The organism is Candidatus Clostridium radicumherbarum, assembly GCF_045310525.1.
GTDB lineage: Bacteria > Bacillota > Clostridia > Clostridiales > Clostridiaceae > Clostridium_AT > Clostridium_AT radicumherbarum.
Genome location: NZ_JBJHZY010000002.1, coordinates 300,620 through 316,475, shown reverse-complemented (window position 1 = coordinate 316,475; position 15,856 = coordinate 300,620). Strand labels below are relative to the sequence as shown.

Annotated in this window: 15 protein-coding genes and 1 riboswitch; of the genes, 12 read left to right on the top strand and 3 right to left on the bottom strand. The window is 33.4% G+C overall.

The features are described 5' to 3' along the window. The first annotated feature begins 10 nt into the window (after window positions 1–10). Complete coding sequence (gene xylB / locus ACJDUH_RS11295) at window positions 11–1,498, top strand: xylulokinase (RefSeq protein ID WP_406765304.1); 1,488 nt, start codon at window positions 11–13, stop codon at window positions 1,496–1,498. A gap of 86 nt (window positions 1,499–1,584) precedes the next feature. On the opposite strand, the gene ACJDUH_RS11290 is transcribed toward xylB, so the two are convergent. After that, window positions 1,585–2,163: a DUF1003 domain-containing protein gene (locus tag ACJDUH_RS11290; RefSeq protein ID WP_406765303.1), complete on the bottom strand. Its 579-nt coding sequence runs from the start codon at window positions 2,161–2,163 to the stop codon at window positions 1,585–1,587. A 173-nt stretch (window positions 2,164–2,336) separates the two neighbouring features. Between ACJDUH_RS11290 and ACJDUH_RS11285 the strand changes: the two genes are divergently transcribed. After that, window positions 2,337–3,386 (top strand): aldose epimerase family protein, encoded by a 1,050-nt coding sequence (locus tag ACJDUH_RS11285; protein ID WP_406765302.1) that lies wholly within the window; start codon window positions 2,337–2,339, stop codon window positions 3,384–3,386. A 56-nt stretch (window positions 3,387–3,442) separates the two neighbouring features. Here ACJDUH_RS11285 and ACJDUH_RS11280 read toward each other — a convergent pair whose 3' ends face one another. Continuing rightward, window positions 3,443–4,219 carry an alpha/beta hydrolase gene (locus tag ACJDUH_RS11280; RefSeq protein ID WP_406765301.1) on the bottom strand — a complete coding sequence of 259 codons (777 nt, stop codon included), beginning with the start codon at window positions 4,217–4,219 and terminating at the stop codon, window positions 3,443–3,445. Window positions 4,220–4,362: 143 nt separating this feature from the next. On the opposite strand from ACJDUH_RS11280, the gene ACJDUH_RS11275 reads away from it, so the two are divergent. Continuing rightward, window positions 4,363–4,800 (top strand): putative ABC transporter permease, encoded by a 438-nt coding sequence (locus ACJDUH_RS11275; protein WP_406765300.1) that lies wholly within the window; start codon window positions 4,363–4,365, stop codon window positions 4,798–4,800. 72 nt (window positions 4,801–4,872) lie between these two features. On the opposite strand, the gene ACJDUH_RS11270 is transcribed toward ACJDUH_RS11275, so the two are convergent. Continuing rightward, a complete protein-coding gene (locus tag ACJDUH_RS11270) occupies window positions 4,873–5,325 on the bottom strand; it encodes a CBS domain-containing protein (protein WP_406765299.1) in 453 nt (150 codons plus the stop codon). 294 nt (window positions 5,326–5,619) lie between these two features. Beyond that, window positions 5,620–5,828, top strand: a riboswitch (cobalamin riboswitch). Between the two features lie 129 nt (window positions 5,829–5,957). On the opposite strand from ACJDUH_RS11270, the gene hemC reads away from it, so the two are divergent. The 9 genes from hemC (at window position 5,958) to ACJDUH_RS11225 (ending at window position 15,848) form a co-directional block, all read left to right on the top strand. Then, on the top strand, window positions 5,958–6,830 hold the full coding sequence (gene hemC, locus ACJDUH_RS11265; protein ID WP_406765298.1) for a hydroxymethylbilane synthase: 873 nt from the start codon (window positions 5,958–5,960) through the stop codon (window positions 6,828–6,830). A gap of 76 nt (window positions 6,831–6,906) precedes the next feature. Next, the gene (gene cobA, locus ACJDUH_RS11260; RefSeq protein WP_406765297.1) at window positions 6,907–8,421 is read left to right on the top strand and encodes a uroporphyrinogen-III C-methyltransferase; all 1,515 of its coding nucleotides are present in this window, start codon (window positions 6,907–6,909) and stop codon (window positions 8,419–8,421) included. Beyond that, complete coding sequence (gene hemB / locus ACJDUH_RS11255) at window positions 8,414–9,376, top strand: porphobilinogen synthase (protein WP_406765296.1); 963 nt, start codon at window positions 8,414–8,416, stop codon at window positions 9,374–9,376. Before cobA ends, hemB begins: the two co-directional genes overlap by 8 nt. Window positions 9,377–9,386: 10 nt before the next feature. Further along, entirely contained in the window at window positions 9,387–10,247 is an 861-nt protein-coding gene (locus tag ACJDUH_RS11250; protein WP_406765295.1) for a sirohydrochlorin cobaltochelatase, read from the top strand. Window position 10,248: 1 nt separating this feature from the next. Further along, window positions 10,249–11,775, top strand: a complete 1,527-nt coding sequence (locus ACJDUH_RS11245; protein ID WP_406765294.1) for a cobyric acid synthase — start codon at window positions 10,249–10,251, stop codon at window positions 11,773–11,775. After that, the gene (gene cbiB / locus ACJDUH_RS11240) at window positions 11,772–12,713 is read left to right on the top strand and encodes an adenosylcobinamide-phosphate synthase CbiB (RefSeq protein ID WP_406765293.1); all 942 of its coding nucleotides are present in this window, start codon (window positions 11,772–11,774) and stop codon (window positions 12,711–12,713) included. Before ACJDUH_RS11245 ends, cbiB begins: the two co-directional genes overlap by 4 nt. 31 nt (window positions 12,714–12,744) lie before the next feature. Further along, window positions 12,745–13,794, top strand: a complete 1,050-nt coding sequence (locus ACJDUH_RS11235; RefSeq protein WP_406765292.1) for a pyridoxal phosphate-dependent aminotransferase — start codon at window positions 12,745–12,747, stop codon at window positions 13,792–13,794. A gap of 83 nt (window positions 13,795–13,877) precedes the next feature. After that, a complete protein-coding gene (locus ACJDUH_RS11230; protein ID WP_406765291.1) occupies window positions 13,878–14,462 on the top strand; it encodes a cob(I)yrinic acid a,c-diamide adenosyltransferase in 585 nt (194 codons plus the stop codon). A gap of 81 nt (window positions 14,463–14,543) precedes the next feature. Beyond that, window positions 14,544–15,848, top strand: coding sequence for a cobyrinic acid a,c-diamide synthase CobB (locus ACJDUH_RS11225; protein ID WP_406765290.1), 1,305 nt, complete (start codon window positions 14,544–14,546; stop codon window positions 15,846–15,848). Window positions 15,849–15,856: the final 8 nt, after the last annotated feature.

Sequence of the window (15,856 nt, the reverse complement as noted above, 5' to 3'; positions counted from 1 at the left end):
GGCTAAGAAAATGAATTATTTAGGAATAGATTTAGGTACTTCCTCAGTTAAGATTATTGTTATGGAAGAGGAAGGAAAGGTTACTTACAGCTTATCCAAGGATTACCCTGTTTATTATCCTCAGCCGGGCTATGCAGAGCAGAATCCAGAGGAGTGGTGGAATGCTACAAGAGATGGAATTAAAGAGCTTATTGAAAAAAATAATATAGATAATAAAACCATAAAAGCTATAGGCTTTAGCGGACAAATGCATGGCTTAGTTGCGCTGGATGAAAAGGATGAGGTGCTTTTTCCTGCAATTTTATGGTGCGATCAAAGAACTGAAAAGGAGTGTAATTATATTACAGAACTTGTAGGCAGAGAAAAGCTTTCAAAATATACTGGAAACAAGGCCTTAACAGGCTTTACAGCACCTAAAATTCTGTGGGTTAAAAAACATAATCCAGAAATTTATAATAAAATAAGGCATATACTGCTGCCTAAGGATTATTTAAGATTTAAACTTACTGGAGAGTATGCTACAGATGTTTCTGATGCTTCAGGTACACTTTTATTTGATGTGGAAAATAGATGCTGGTCAAAGGAAATGCTTAATATACTTGATATTTCAGAAGGAGTAATGCCAAAGTGTTTTGAGTCCTTCGAAATTACAGGTGCAATTAATAAAGAAGCAGCAAACTCTACAGGCCTATTAGAAGGAACTCTTGTAGCTGGCGGCGGCGGAGACCAGGCTGCTGGTGCAGTAGGAACAGGTACTGTAGAAAAAGGTATTATTTCTGTGGCCATGGGTACCTCTGGAGTTATTTTTGCAGCTCAAAAGGAATATAAGGTAGATGATGAAAATAGGCTTCATTCCTTCTGCCATGCTAATAATGAATGGCATGTAATGGGCGTTATGCTTTCGGCTGCTTCCTGCTTAAAATGGTGGGTAGAGGAAATAAATAAAGATATCTCAAAGTCCTTTGAGGAAATTTTAAAGGAAGCTGAAAAAATACCTGCTGGCAGTGATGGCTTAATATTTTTACCTTATTTAATTGGCGAAAGAACCCCATATAGTGATGCAAATGCTAAAGGCTGTTTTATAGGACTTAGTATTACACATACCAGAGCCCATATGACAAGAGCTATTTTAGAAGGTGTTGCCTTTGGACTTAAGGATTCCTTAGAGCTCGTTAAGGCATTAAATATTCCTATTAATGACGTTAGAGTGAGCGGCGGCGGTGCAAAGAGCAGGCTTTGGAGACAAATCCTTGCTGATGTATTTGAGGCAAGAATAGATATGATAAATTCTGTGGATGGACCATCTTATGGTGCTGCCATACTAGCTTCTGTGGCAGGAGGAAGCTTTAATTCAGTAAATGAGGCCTGCAGTAAACTTATAAAGGTTACTGAAAGTGTAGATCCAAACCAAAATAACTTTTTAGAATATGAAAGACTATACAAGGTATACAGCAGTTTATATGGAATTTTAAAGGATACCTTTAAAAAATTAGTTTAGACAAAGAACGCAGAAGTAACATCTGATAAGAATCACTTCTGCGCTTTTGTATTTATGTTTTAATTAGTGGTTAAAAATAAATAGAATTATTTGTTTTTTAATAAGGACAATATTTCAGAATTCGCAGCTTTTAATTCCTTAATTTCTTCCTTTAAGCTTGCTATTTCAGTTTTTGCTTCCATGACTTCATCAATTTTATAATGTAAATCTTCTATAATTAGTTCTGATTTTAGATTTACTAAATAATCATTATTAGCAGTTAGTCTATCCTTTTCTGATTGCCTATTTTGGCTCATCATAATAATGGGCGCTTGAATCGCAGCTAAACATGAAAGCACAAGATTTAAAAATACAAAGGGATAGGGATCAAAGGGATGAGAAAATAAAATAATTGTATTTATTACAATCCATAGAAAGAGGACAACGCCAAAGCTTATTATAAAAGTCCAGCTTCCGCCAAAAGTAGCTATTTTATCAGCAGTTCTCTGCCCTAAACTTAAATTTTCATCGTGGATATTGTTTATATTTTTAGATATCTTTCCACTTAATAATTCATGAATTAGTTCCTCATCTATTTGGCAGTGAGCAAGGTCTGTGTCATTGTCTAGTATTTTTTTTACTAAATCTTCTTTATTATCATAGGCATATTGATTGCTATTTTCCATTTATTAAAGCCTCCTAAATTTATTTGCATAGTTAAATTTTATTATTTTTTTATAAGATGTCAATTAGAAAAAGTATATATTAAAATTATATTCATTTTTTCAATTACTTTCCTAGAATTAAGGCTTGTATAAAAGTATAATTATTATAAAAGTTAAAGAAATGAGGGGTTTAATTGAGTATTGAAAAAAAATATTTTGGAAGCATGGCAGATGGTATAGAAGTTTATTCATTTATATTAACTAACTCAAAGGGAACAGCAGTTGAAATTATTAATTTTGGTGGCATAGTTCGTTCACTTAAGCTGCCAAATGACAAGGGCAGTTTTGATGATGTAGTTCTTGGGTTTGATAAATTAGAAGACTATATGAAGGAAGGTCCATATTTTGGTGCCATTATTGGAAGGTACGCTAATAGAATTGCAAAGGGAAGCTTTAATCTTAACGGTACTGAATATAAGCTTAAAGTAAATAATGGTTCAAACCACCTGCATGGGGGCTTAAAAGGCTTTGACAAAGTTATATGGGAGCCTAGAGTCCTTGAAAGTGAAAGTTTAGAACTAAGTTATATCAGCAAGGACATGGAAGAAGGCTATCCTGGAAATCTAGAGGTTAAGGTAACATATACCCTGACTGATGATAATTCACTTAAAATAGATTATTTTGCCCTTACTGATAAAGATACAATTGTAAATCTTACTAATCATTCTTATTTTAATTTATCAGGACATGCTTCTGGTAATATTTTAAACCATAAGGTTTATATAAATGCTGATAAATTTACAGCAGCTTATAAAGATTCCATACCTACTGGAGAACTTAGAGGCGTAGTAGGAACTCCAATGGATTTCACTAAGCTTAAAAAAGTTGGCGATGAAATAAATAGCAGTTATGAGCAAATAGTTTTTGCAAAGGGTTATGATCATAACTTTATTATTAACAGAGAGGATGAAAGCTTAATAAAGACCAGTGAAGTAGTGGATGAAAACAGTGGAAGAACTATGGAAGTATACACCACTATGCCCGGAGTACAGTTTTATACTGGAAACTTCATAGAAGAGGCTGTAGAGGGTCCAGGAAAAGAGGGAGCCAAATATTCAAATTACAGCGGCTTATGCCTAGAAACTCAATTTTTCACTAATTCCATAAATATAAAGCATTTCCCTTCTCCAATTCTTAGGGCAAAGGAAGAGTATAAGCATACTACCATCTATAAATTTATATAATGTGGCAAGTTGAGGTAGGTTAATTGTGAGCTGCACCATTAACCTACTTCTCAATCTTATAAAGGAAGCCACTTTAAAATCTTTTGTATTTCTGCATCCCAATAATCCCAGGTATGTTCACCAGGGCCTTCATTATATGTATAATCAAAGTTAGTTCCAGCAATAAAGTTTCTAAAGTTTTGGTTATTTTCATAGAGAAAGTCTTCTATACCACAGCATTGATATAATCTTGGCTTTGGCCCATTGGATGCTAAAAGCTTTTTTGCAAGGTGATAAAGATCATTTTCGCTTCCTGCTAATAAATCCAAGTCACCGAAAATATTATAGAATCCAGCCTTATCATTATCATCCACCTGAGCAACAATTTCTGCAATACCAAGTGCTCCTGAAAGGCTTGCTGCAGCAGCAAATTTTTCAGGACAGCTTAAGGCAACTTTAAATGCTCCGTAGCCTCCCATAGAAAGTCCAGCTACAAAGTTATCTTCTCTTTTCTCACTTAAGGGAAAAAATTGTCTTACTATCTCCGGTAATTCTTCTGCTATGTAAGTAAAATATTTATCTCCATACTTCATATCTGTATAAAAACTTCTTCCAGCATCAGGCATTACAACAGCAAGTCCCATTGAATCTACATATCTTTCTATAGAAGTCTTTCTCTGCCAATCAGTATGATCCCCAGTTAATCCATGAAGCAAATACAAGGTTTTATATTTATTAGAAGCTAAGGGCCCTTCTTTACTCATTTGAGAAGTCTTATTTTGGGGCAGGATCACATTAATAGATGTATTAATGCCAAGCACCTCTGAAGAAAAGTTACAAGTAATATATGCCATTAATTTTAAACCTCCTTTAAAATTATTACTAACATTATATAATTATCAAAATAATAAAACAATAAATTAAGTAGTATTAAGAGGGTAATACTATTTATGTAAATTACAGGTGCAAATAATTGAAAACTTAGGAGGTGCATAAGATGAAGAAGCTAGCTGTCTTAGGCTTTATTATGGGTATGATGTATTTTACTGCTGAGGGTTTTTGGAGAGGTTGGACAAATATTTCAATGCTCTTTGTGGGGGGCTTATGTGCAGTTCTTATAGGGTTACTAAATGAATTTCCAAAGCGGCATAAGTTTAAAATTTGGCAGCAGTGCCTGCTTGGAACCTTAATAATTGTTTCAATTGAGTTTGTTTCCGGTGTTGTTTTAAATATTTGGCTTAAATTAAATATCTGGGATTATTCAAAGCATTATGGAAATATCAGGGGACAAGTATGTCTTACTTACACTATTTTGTGGTTTATAATAACTCCAGCTGTTATATGGCTTGATGATTGGTTAAGATGGGAAATATTTGGTGAGGGGGCGTACTATAACTTAAAGCAGGTTTATAGAGACTTAATAAAATTACATTAGTAAACAAAACTCTATAATTAATAAAATATAAAAATGAGACCCACATTTTCAATGTGGGTTCTAATAAAGGTATCAAAGTGCATAAACTTTTTTATCTTTAAAAAAGATACTATTCCGAAATACCTTATACATTTTCTCGTAAAAATAAGATATTATATCTGATCTTTTTATTATTCCTATAAATACATTATAGTCATCTACCACTGGTACAAAGTTTTGGTTTATTGAAGTTGCAACTAAATCTTCTATATTAGCATCAATATGCACTGGTTTAATATTAGAGTGTACTGGAATCTCAGAAATCTTTATTTTTGAGGTGTTTTTTATATCTAAATTTGAGTCATCTTTTAGCTTCAAAAGAAGGTCGCCTTCCGTTAGGGTTCCAACATATCTGCCTTTGTCATCTAATATAGGAATAGCGGTAAAAGTATGATATTCCATTCTTTCAATAGCCTGTCTCATGGTATTCGTGGATTTTTCAAAAACAACATCTGATTTTGGAGTTAAGAAAAATGCTATATTCATAATTATTAACCTCTTTCTTAAAATAGTGATTTCAAAATTTTTTATTAATTGCGATAAAACAAATAATAAACTACATATATTACTAAAGCTTCGATATATATATCTTATATTCTTAATACGGCAGTTTTGTGTAGAAATTATTAAGCCTTTGTAAAAATACATATCTATAACCACATTAATATATGAAGAAGAGTTTGAAAATTGAGAAAAGATGTATTAAACTAATGAGCAAATATATTTAGCACTTACACAATGTCATTGACATAATTATTAATATAAGGTAAGCTAAGGTTACAAGTAAATAATAACTTAGGTGCCTGTTATCAGGTGAAAAGGGAATGCGGTTTAAATCCGCAGCAGCCCACACGCTACTGTAAGTGAAGACAAACTTTAGTATACCACTCTAGATTTAAGTAGAAGAAAATTGATAATACTTAAATGGAGGAAGGTTAAAGGGAGAATGATGCACAAGCCAGGAGACCTGCCTATGTTACAGTTAACAAAGCTTTCGGTGGGAGAGATATTTTTCAAGTAAATTTCCGACGTAATGTCGGTTTTTTTATTTTGAAGGTAACAATTTTGAAGGCTCACAGCCTTTTTTTATTATAAAAAAGTTATTTGGAGGTATTAAGTTGAATTTAAAAATTGGAAGCCGAAAAAGTTCCTTGGCACAAATTCAAACTGAAGAAATTATTCAAATGCTAAAATCCAGACATGGGGTAGAAGGTGAAATGTATCTTCTAGATACGGTTGGAGATAGAATCTTAAACTTAAGTCTTGATAAAATAGGAGATAAGGGCTTATTTACTAAGGATATAGAATTAGCTCTTATTGATGGCAGGGCAGATGCCGCCGTACATAGTATGAAGGATGTTCCATTTGAAATCAATGAGGTTTTTGAAATAGCAGCAATGCCTGTAAGGGAAGACTCTAGGGATGTTCTTGTTTCAAGGGAAGGACTTAAATTTAAAGAACTTCCTAAGGGAGCCATTATTGGAACAAGCAGCAATAGAAGAATTTCACAGTTGAGGCTTATTAGACCTGATATTCAAATGGTACCTATAAGAGGAAATATAGAGACGAGAATAAATAAAATAGAAAGTCAAGGCTTAGATGGAATCATTTTAGCTGCTGCCGGGCTAAAAAGGCTTAATTTAGAACATAAAATAGCAGAGTATTTTGATATTAATAAAGTTGTTCCAGCAGTGGGACAGGGGGCTTTGGGTATAGAGGTGTTAAAGGAAAGTAAGACTTACTCTGTTTTTAAAAGCCTTGACAACAAAAATGTTAGGTTATGCGTAGAGGCTGAGAGAAGCTTTATGAGGGAACTTAATGGCGGCTGTCATTCATCCCTAGGTGCGTATGCTGTTATTGAGGGAGATACCATAAATATTGTTGGCATATTTGATATAGGAACAAGACTTGTTAAAAAAGATATAACGGGTAGCTTAGAGGATTACTTGGAACTAGGAAAAGCTCTTGCAAAAAAGATTTTAAAGGGTTAATAGTTTAATGTAGTTCGTATGAATACAACTGAATTAAGCTATCAGTATTAACAAGGATAGAGGATAGGGGAAAAAGATGAGTAAAGTTTATTTAATAGGTGCAGGTCCAGGTGATGAAGAGCTTATTACATTAAAAGCAATAAGAATTTTAAAAAAATGTACAGCTATACTTTATGATAGATTGGCCAGCCCTAGTATTCTTAAATATATAAGTGATAATTGTGAAATTTATTATTGCGGAAAAGAGCCTGGCTGCCATTATAAAACTCAAGATGAAATTAACGAAATGCTTGTTTTACTGGCTAAAGCTGGACATACTGTAGGAAGAATTAAGGGTGGAGATCCCTATGTTTTTGGACGAGGTGGAGAAGAGGCTTTAAGTCTCCTAAAAGAGAATATAGAATTTGAAACTATTCCAGGAATTACCTCTCCGATAGCAGTTCTTAATTATGCAGGTATTCCCATAACACATAGGGGGGTATCCCAAGGCTTTCACGTATTTACTGGTAAAAGTGCAGAAAGCTTAAATATAGATTGGGAAGCAGTAGCAAAGCTTAAGGAAACATTAGTTTTTTTAATGGGTCTTGAAAGCCTAAAGAGTATATCTGAGAAACTTATAGATCATGGCTATGATAAAAGCACTCCATGTGCAGTAGTTATGAAAGGAAGTACCTCAAAGCAAAGAGGTGTTATTGGAAGGCTTGAAGATATATATATAAAAGTTAAGGAGGCTGGTTTGAAGTCTCCCTGTATAATCGTTATGGGTAAGGTAGTGGAGCTAAATAATTATTTAAATTGGTATGGAAAAAAGCCTTTATTTGGTTTAAATGTGTGTGTTACACGTTCTAAGGAACAGGCAGGAGCTTTTAGTGAAAAATTACTGGAACTTGGTGCAGAGGTTACTGAAATAAACTCAATTAAAATAAAAAATACTTGTGAAAACCTTAAACCCTATACTAATAATTTACCTGAATATGACTATATTGTGCTAACAAGTGTAAATGGAGTCAACATATTCTTTGATTATTTAAAGGATATTGAGTTTGATATAAGAAAGCTAAAGGCTAAGTTTGCTGCAATTGGATTAGCAACAGAGAAGACCATTAGAAGCAGGGGAATAGTGCCTGAGATAACCTGCCAGGAATTTGTTGCAGAGGATTTATTTAATAGCTTAAGTAAAGATGTAAAGCCTCAGGATAAAATATTAATTCCAAGGTCAAAAAATGCTAGAGCCTATCTTGCGGATGCACTTAGAGAAAAAGGCTGCAGCATAGATGAAGTGCAGAGCTATGAGGTCATTAAAGGCGATTTGAAAAATGTAGAAACCTTTAAAAATTGCAATGTAGTTTCTTTTACAAGTCCTTCAACAGTTAGGAATTTAGTTGATATGGTAGGAGTAGAACTTATTAGAGAAAAGCTTTGTATAGCCATAGGTCCTATTACTAAAAAAGAGCTAGACAAATTTAATATAGATGCAATGGTTGCAGAAGAATACACAACGGATGGGATAATAGAAAGGTTAAAGCTTGCCAAGGCCAGCAGGGAAACCTATAAATTAAATAATATAAAGGTGGTTAAAGACAATGTTTAGAAGACATAGAAGATTAAGAGACAGTATAGCAATAAGAGATATGGTAAGAGAAACAGTGCTTAATTCAAAGGACTTTATATATCCGATTTTTGTAGTTGAGGGAGAAAATAAAAAAAATGAAATAGCCTCTATGCCAGGAAATTATCACTGGTCATTAGATAGATTAAAGGAAGTTATTGATGAAGTAAATGAATGCGGTGTAAGAGGTGTACTTTTATTTGGGATACCAGATTATAAGGATGAAAAGGGAAGCTCAGCCTACGATGAAAATGGAATAATTCAAAGGGCTGTACGAAAAATTAAGGAAATATCACCTTCTACTTATATAATCACTGATGTTTGTATGTGCGAATATACAAGCCATGGGCACTGTGGAATTTTATGTGGCAGTAAGGTCAATAATGATGAAACCTTGAAATACATTGCGGCTACAGCACTTTCACAAGTAAGGGCAGGAGCGGATATGGTTGCTCCTTCAGATATGATGGATGGTAGAGTAGAGTTTATTAGAAAAACCCTTGATAATAATGGTTTTGAAAATACACCTGTTATGGCCTATAGTGCAAAATATAGTTCTGCCTTTTATGGTCCATTTAGAGAGGCAGCTGACTCAGCTCCTCAGTTCGGGGACAGAAAGGGTTATCAAATGGATCCTGCAAATATAAGAGAAGCTATGCTTGAAATAGAAGATGATATTAATGAAGGTGCAGATATAGTTATGGTGAAACCAGCAATGTCATATCTTGATGTGATTAGATGGGCAAGAGACAGATTCAACCATCCAATTGCTGCCTACAATGTAAGCGGAGAATATTCTATGGTTAAGGCAGCAGCTAAAATGGGTGTAATAAATGAAAGAGCGGTAGCCATGGAAATGTTGCTCTCAATAAAAAGAGCAGGAGCTGATATGATAATTACCTATTTTGCACTGGAAGCTTCTAAATGGTTAAGGTAAGAGAAATAACATGGAAGAAATAAATTTATCAAAAGAAAATAAAAAGGCAATACTTTTAGTAAGCTTTGGGACGAGTTATGAGGAAACTAGAAAATTAACTCTAGACAGTATAGAGGAGTATGTTGGTATTAGATTTAAAGATTATGAAATAAGAAAAGCATTTACCTCACATATGATAATCAACTTACTTAGAAAAAGAGATGGAATTTATATAGATACTCCTGAAGAAGCCTTAGAGAATTTGGAGAAAGAAGGTTATGAGGTGGTAATTGTACAGTCTTTACATATAATACCTGGTGAAGAGTATGATTACTTAAATAAGATTGTAAAAGCTTTTAAGGATAAAAAGGTATTTGAAAAATTAGAACTTGGAAGGCCAATACTTTATTATAAAGGAAATTCTGAAGAAATCCCAGATGATTATTCACTTGCAGCAGAGGCCATAAAATTACAGCTTCCAGAGGACGGTTCCGTAGTATTTATGGGTCATGGCACTGCACATCCTGCTAATGCCTGCTACGCCTGTTTACAATTTGTTTTAAAAGATAAAGGGATTAACAATGCTTATATTGGGACTGTGGAAGGATACCCTACTTTAGATAACATAATATTTTATTTAAAAAAACATAGTGTTAAGGAAGTAACTCTTATGCCCCTAATGATAGTGGCAGGAGATCACTGCATGAATGACATGGCTTCAGATAACAATGATTCTTGGAAGAGTACTTTAGAAAAGGAAGGTTTTAAAGTAAAACTTTATCTTCATGGCTTAGGTGAAAATAAGATAATTAAGGATATTTTTGCTAAGCATGTTGAGGATTCTATCTTAGGAAACTATATAACTATAGGCGAGACAAAAAAGGGGAGATAATATGGCTAAAATTATGATTCAAGGCACAGCTTCTTCTGTAGGAAAAAGTATACTAGTAGCAGCCTTAGGAAGAATATTTAAGCAGGATGGGTACAGGGTTGCACCCTATAAATCTCAAAATATGTCCTTAAATTCATATATTACGTTAGATGGAAAGGAAATGGGAAGGGCTCAAGTATTACAGGCCTATGCCTGTGGCCTTGAACCTGAAGTATATATGAATCCAATACTTCTAAAGCCTACCTCTGATAAAAAATGCCAGGTAGTTGTAAATGGGCAAGTATATTGTAATTCAACTGCCGTGGAATACCATAATATGAAACTGGAATTTAGGGATATGCTTAAAAAACAGTTTGAGGATTTAGAGAAGAACTTTGACATAATAGTTATGGAAGGCGCTGGAAGCCCAGCAGAAATAAACTTAAGAGATAGAGACATAGTGAATATGGGTATGGCTGAACTCGTAGATGCGCCTGTACTTCTTGTAGGAGATATCGATAAGGGCGGAGTTTTTGCTTCCTTAGCAGGTACTTTACTGCTTTTAACTGATGAGGAAAAAAGGAGAGTAAAAGGCACAATTATTAATAAATTTAGGGGTGATGTGCATATTCTAAAGCCCGGAATTGATATGCTAGAGGATATTATTCATATTCCATGCTTTGGCGTGGTTCCATATTTTCGCCTTGCCCTAGAAGATGAGGATGGAGCCGTAGAATTTAATAAAAAGGTAACAGCACCAATTGATATAGCAGTTATAAAACTTCCTCACATATCAAATTTTACTGATTTAGATGCACTAAAAATAGAAGAGGATGTTTCTATTAGATTTATAACAACTGCAGAGGAATTTTCACATCCAGACTTGCTTATAATACCAGGAAGTAAAAATACCATAGAGGATTTACTTACACTAAGAGAGAACGGAATTGAGGAAAAAATAAAAGAGTACAGCAAAACAGGAAATATAATTGGTATTTGCGGAGGCTACCAAATGCTTGGAAATACTATTAAGGATCCTTATGCAGTTGAAACAGATTTAAAGGAAATAGAAGGCTTAAAGCTTTTAGATATAGATACTATATTTGAAAAGGAAAAGGTTACTACTAGGGTTAAAGCTTCTTTAAATTCTAACAGCCTAAAAGTAAATAATCATAATTACATAAGTGATAAGGACATGCAAAGTTTTGAAATCTATGGCTACGAAATACACATGGGAATATGCACCTATGGCAAAGAAACTGAAGCACTTTTTAATCTTAGTTATAAAAATGGCGAGAAGATGTGTTATAAGGACGGTGCAGCTAATAAACTGGGAAATATTTTTGGAACCTATATCCATGGGATTTTTGACAGCACCTATTTTAGACAATATATTCTCAACGGGTTAAGAGAGAAAAAAGGCTTAACTTTTAAAAAATCACAGATTTATGAAAACATTAGGGAAAAGGAATTAGATAAGCTTGCTGATATTGTAAGAAATTCTATTGACATTGAAGGTATATACAAGCTTATGGGAATTAAAATATGACAGATATTATTTTAGCTGTAGTGCTTGATTTTATAATAGGTGATCCGTATTGGTTTCCTCACCCAATAATATATATAGGAAAGCTTATAAGCTTTCTGGAAAAAAAGTTTAGAGCAGCTGCCAAGGATGAAAAAGCTTTAAGATACTATGGCGGAATAATAGTCATTATAGTTGGAGGAATTAGTTTCCTAATACCTTTTGCATTATTAAAACTCACTAAAGCTTTGCCACTAATATATCATATTCTAAACATATTAATTATTTGGACTACCTTAGCAGCTAAATGTCTCCATAAGGAAGCAGGCAAAATATATGAAGCTCTCAAAAACAATGATATTGAAGAGGCAAGAATGAAGCTTTCTTATATAGTAGGAAGAGATACAATGAGCCTAAATGCATCTGAAATTATAAGAGCAGATGTTGAAACTGTTGCAGAAAATACTTCAGATGGAGTTATAGCGCCACTGTTGTTTGCAATGATAGGTGGAGCACCACTTGCTATGTTGTATAAAGGAATTAATACTATGGATTCAATGCTTGGATATTTGAATGATAAATACAGGTTTATAGGCTATTTTCCTGCTAAAACAGATGATTTATTTAATTTAATTCCAGCCAGAATTAGCGGAGTATTAATTTCCATTGTTTCACCTATAGTTGGTGGAAATTTTACTAAAAGCTTTAGAATAATGCTTAGAGACAGGAAAAATCATAAAAGCCCTAACTGTGCTTATCCTGAGGCAGCTGCTGCAGGAGCCATGAGAATTCAGCTTGGAGGCACAAACAGTTATTTTGGAGAATTGATGTACAAGCCAACTATTGGGGATAAAAAAGAGGACCTACAACCAATTCATATCCTTCAAGTAATTAAGTTAATGTATGGAGCTGAGCTAATACTAATTGGTATTTATGTAATTTTGCTGCTAAGCATAAAGTAGATTGTTGAGAAAATTCCAGGGAGGTAATAGCATGATTCATGGCGGAGATATATACTCCGAAGGACTTCTAAAGGGAATTGAGCTTATAGACTTTAGTTCAAATATAAACCCCTTAGGTGTTCCAAAGGTTTTTATTGATAATATTAATGAGGCTATTAAATGCATGGAAAGATATCCTGATATAAAATACAGAGAGGTATTTAATTGCCTGAAAAATTATACAGGTATAAATGAAGAGCATTTTGTATTAGGTAATGGAGCCGCAGAAATTATTGATTTAGTTATAAGCTGCTTAAAAAGCATTTTAATAGTAGTGCCTTCCTTTGCTGAGTATGAAGCAGATGCAAAAAAGTGGGAATGTGAAATAGAAAATTCCTATCTTAAGGAAGATATGGATTTTGACTATGAAGATATTTTAAAGAAGCTTAAAAATACTGAGGCTTTAATAATAGGAAATCCCAATAATCCAAATGGTAACATTATAAATAAAACAAAATTTAAAGCGATTTTGGATTATGCAGAAAGGGAAGGAAAAACAGTAATTATTGATGAAGCCTTTATAGAATTTACTGGTAATGCTAACTATAGTTTTTCTGAAGAAATAAAAGAATATGATTGTATTTTTATTATAAGAGCCTTAACTAAATTCTTCGCAATGCCAGGAGTACGATTTGGCTATGGTATGAGTAAAAATAAAAGCCTTTTAGAGCTAATAAAGCAAAAGCAAAATCCTTGGAATATAAACTGCTTTGCAGAACTTGCAGTAAAGTATGTATTAAGGGATGAAGAATACATAAAAAAATCGCTACAGTGGATAGAAATTGAGAGGAGTTATTTTACTTTAAATTTAAAAAAGCTAGCATTTGTTGATGTGATATATAACAGTTTTTCAAATTACTTATTATGCAAGCTAAAAGGAATAACTGAGAATGAGCTTTATAATTACTGCATGAAGAAAGGTATAGTAATTAGAAAGGCAGGCAGCTTTAAGGGACTTAACGAAAGCTATGTACGTCTTGCAATAAAGGATAGAAATTTAAATGACAAATTACTTCAAATTTTAATGCAAATAAAATTATAAAAAAATATAAAAAAGTTAATGGATGGTTGCGTGGTTAAAGTATGGCCACCGCACTACACCATATTTAGAAAGGTGGAATAACTATGGAATTAAATTTAAATGGTGAAAAAGCTGTAAAAGAAAAGTCTCAGGGTCAATTAAAAAAGGGATATGTACAAGTTTATACCGGAAATGGTAAGGGAAAAACCACTGCTGCTGTTGGTCTAGGAGTAAGAGCTGCAGGTGAAGGACTTAGGGTATATATGGTACAGTTTTTAAAATCCATGCACACAGGTGAGCTTGAAAGTATTAAAAAGCTAGATCCTAACTTTAAAATTTTCAGATTCGAAAAGAAAAGAGGATTTTTTTGGACCTTAAATGATGAAGAAAAAAAAGAGCTTAAGGAAGAAATACAAACCGCCTTTAATTTTTGCTTAGAAGCTTTAAAGGAAGATAATTGTGATTTGCTAATAATGGATGAAATAATGGGTTCTTTATCTAATGGACTTGTTTCAAAGGAGCAGGTTTTGGAACTTATAAAACATAAACCCGAAAACGTTGAATTAGTACTAACTGGAAGAAATGTACCAGAGGAAATAGCTGAAAAAGCAGACTTAGTTACTGAAATGAGAGAGATAAAACATTATTACTCTAAAGGTGTTTCGCCTAGAAAGGGAATTGAATTTTAATAGTATTAAAATAGTCAAATACTTTTATGACTAGAAAATACCTTAATATGATACTTACATAATTTTAAAGGAGATAAGGCAATGAAGTGTATGGTAGTATCCTCAAATACAAGCGGCGGCGGCAAAACTACGGTAACCTTAGGACTCTTAAAGGCTTTAAAAAATAGGGGGTTTAAAACTCAAAGCTACAAAGCCGGCCCAGATTATATAGATAACGCCTTCCATAGTCATATAACTGGTATACCTGGAAGAAACTTAGATTTATATTTAATGGACGAAACTGGAGTTAAAGCAAGCTTTTCAAGAGGAGAAGGAGATGTTGGGATAATTGAAGGGGTTATGGGCTTGTATGATGGTAAGGATATAACTCCAAGGTATTCTACTGCTCATTTGGCAGAGGTATTAAACCTACCAATAGTCCTAGTCTTATCTCCAAAGGCTCAAGTAGCTACCCTCTGTGCGGAAATAAATGGACTTAAAAGTTTTGGTAAGGTAAATATAGCTGGTGTAATTTTAAACAATATTAGTGAAGGTTATTATAGGCTTTTAAAGCTTGCTATAGAAAAACAATGCAGCATTAAGGTGTTTGGATATCTGCCTCATAATGAGAATTTAAATATAAAAAGCAGACATTTAGGTTTAATTCAAAGCAGTGAAATTGGAGATTTAGATAATAAAGTTGAGCTCTGTGCTAATTTACTTGAAAAATACGTAAATATTGATGAGCTTATGGAGTATTTTACTGAGGCTATGAGCTTTAAGGATGAGTTTCATATTAATAATATGGGCTTAAGAACTGCTGTTGCCTGTGATAAGGCATTTAGCTTTTATTATAGGGAGAGTATAGAACTTCTTAAGGAAGCTGGAGAGGTAATATTTTTCAGCCCACTTAAGGATAATAAGCTTCCTGATAATATAGATTTTATTTATTTAGGGGGAGGTTATCCAGAAGTCTTTATTAATGAGCTCTGTAATAATAAAAGCATGCTTCATAGTATAAAAATAGCTTTAGAAAGTGGTACTAAGTGCTATGCTGAATGTGGTGGACTCATGTACTTAACTGAGGAGATAGAAGGAAAAGAAACAGTTGGCTTTTTTAAGGGAAAGTCATTTATGACTGAAAGACTACAAAACTTTGGTTATGCCTCAATTGAGGTTACCTCAAAAAATTCTATTCTTTCACAGGGATTAAAAATTAATTGCCATGAGTTTCATAAGTCTAATGTAAGTATTAATGAGAATAAAATATATACTTTAACCAAAGAAGCATATGATGACTCCATAAAGCAGTGGACCTGTGGATTTTTGAAAAATAATACCTTAGCTGCCTACGGGCATGTACACTTCTTTGGAAATATGGATATGCTTAATAGTTTATTGAGATAATCTTAAGG

Coding starts and splice junctions, on each gene's coding strand:
- ACJDUH_RS11270 (WP_406765299.1), bottom strand. CDS start 5,325: ATGAATATAGCATTTTTCTTAACTCCAAAATCAGATGTTGTTTTTGAA.
- ACJDUH_RS11230 (WP_406765291.1), top strand. CDS start 13,878: ATGGAATTAAATTTAAATGGTGAAAAAGCTGTAAAAGAAAAGTCTCAG.
- ACJDUH_RS11280 (WP_406765301.1), bottom strand. CDS start 4,219: ATGGCATATATTACTTGTAACTTTTCTTCAGAGGTGCTTGGCATTAAT.
- ACJDUH_RS11225 (WP_406765290.1), top strand. CDS start 14,544: ATGAAGTGTATGGTAGTATCCTCAAATACAAGCGGCGGCGGCAAAACT.
- cobA (WP_406765297.1), top strand. CDS start 6,907: ATGAGTAAAGTTTATTTAATAGGTGCAGGTCCAGGTGATGAAGAGCTT.
- ACJDUH_RS11235 (WP_406765292.1), top strand. CDS start 12,745: ATGATTCATGGCGGAGATATATACTCCGAAGGACTTCTAAAGGGAATT.
- cbiB (WP_406765293.1), top strand. CDS start 11,772: ATGACAGATATTATTTTAGCTGTAGTGCTTGATTTTATAATAGGTGAT.
- ACJDUH_RS11250 (WP_406765295.1), top strand. CDS start 9,387: ATGGAAGAAATAAATTTATCAAAAGAAAATAAAAAGGCAATACTTTTA.
- hemB (WP_406765296.1), top strand. CDS start 8,414: ATGTTTAGAAGACATAGAAGATTAAGAGACAGTATAGCAATAAGAGAT.
- ACJDUH_RS11290 (WP_406765303.1), bottom strand. CDS start 2,163: ATGGAAAATAGCAATCAATATGCCTATGATAATAAAGAAGATTTAGTA.
- xylB (WP_406765304.1), top strand. CDS start 11: ATGAATTATTTAGGAATAGATTTAGGTACTTCCTCAGTTAAGATTATT.
- ACJDUH_RS11275 (WP_406765300.1), top strand. CDS start 4,363: ATGAAGAAGCTAGCTGTCTTAGGCTTTATTATGGGTATGATGTATTTT.
- ACJDUH_RS11245 (WP_406765294.1), top strand. CDS start 10,249: ATGGCTAAAATTATGATTCAAGGCACAGCTTCTTCTGTAGGAAAAAGT.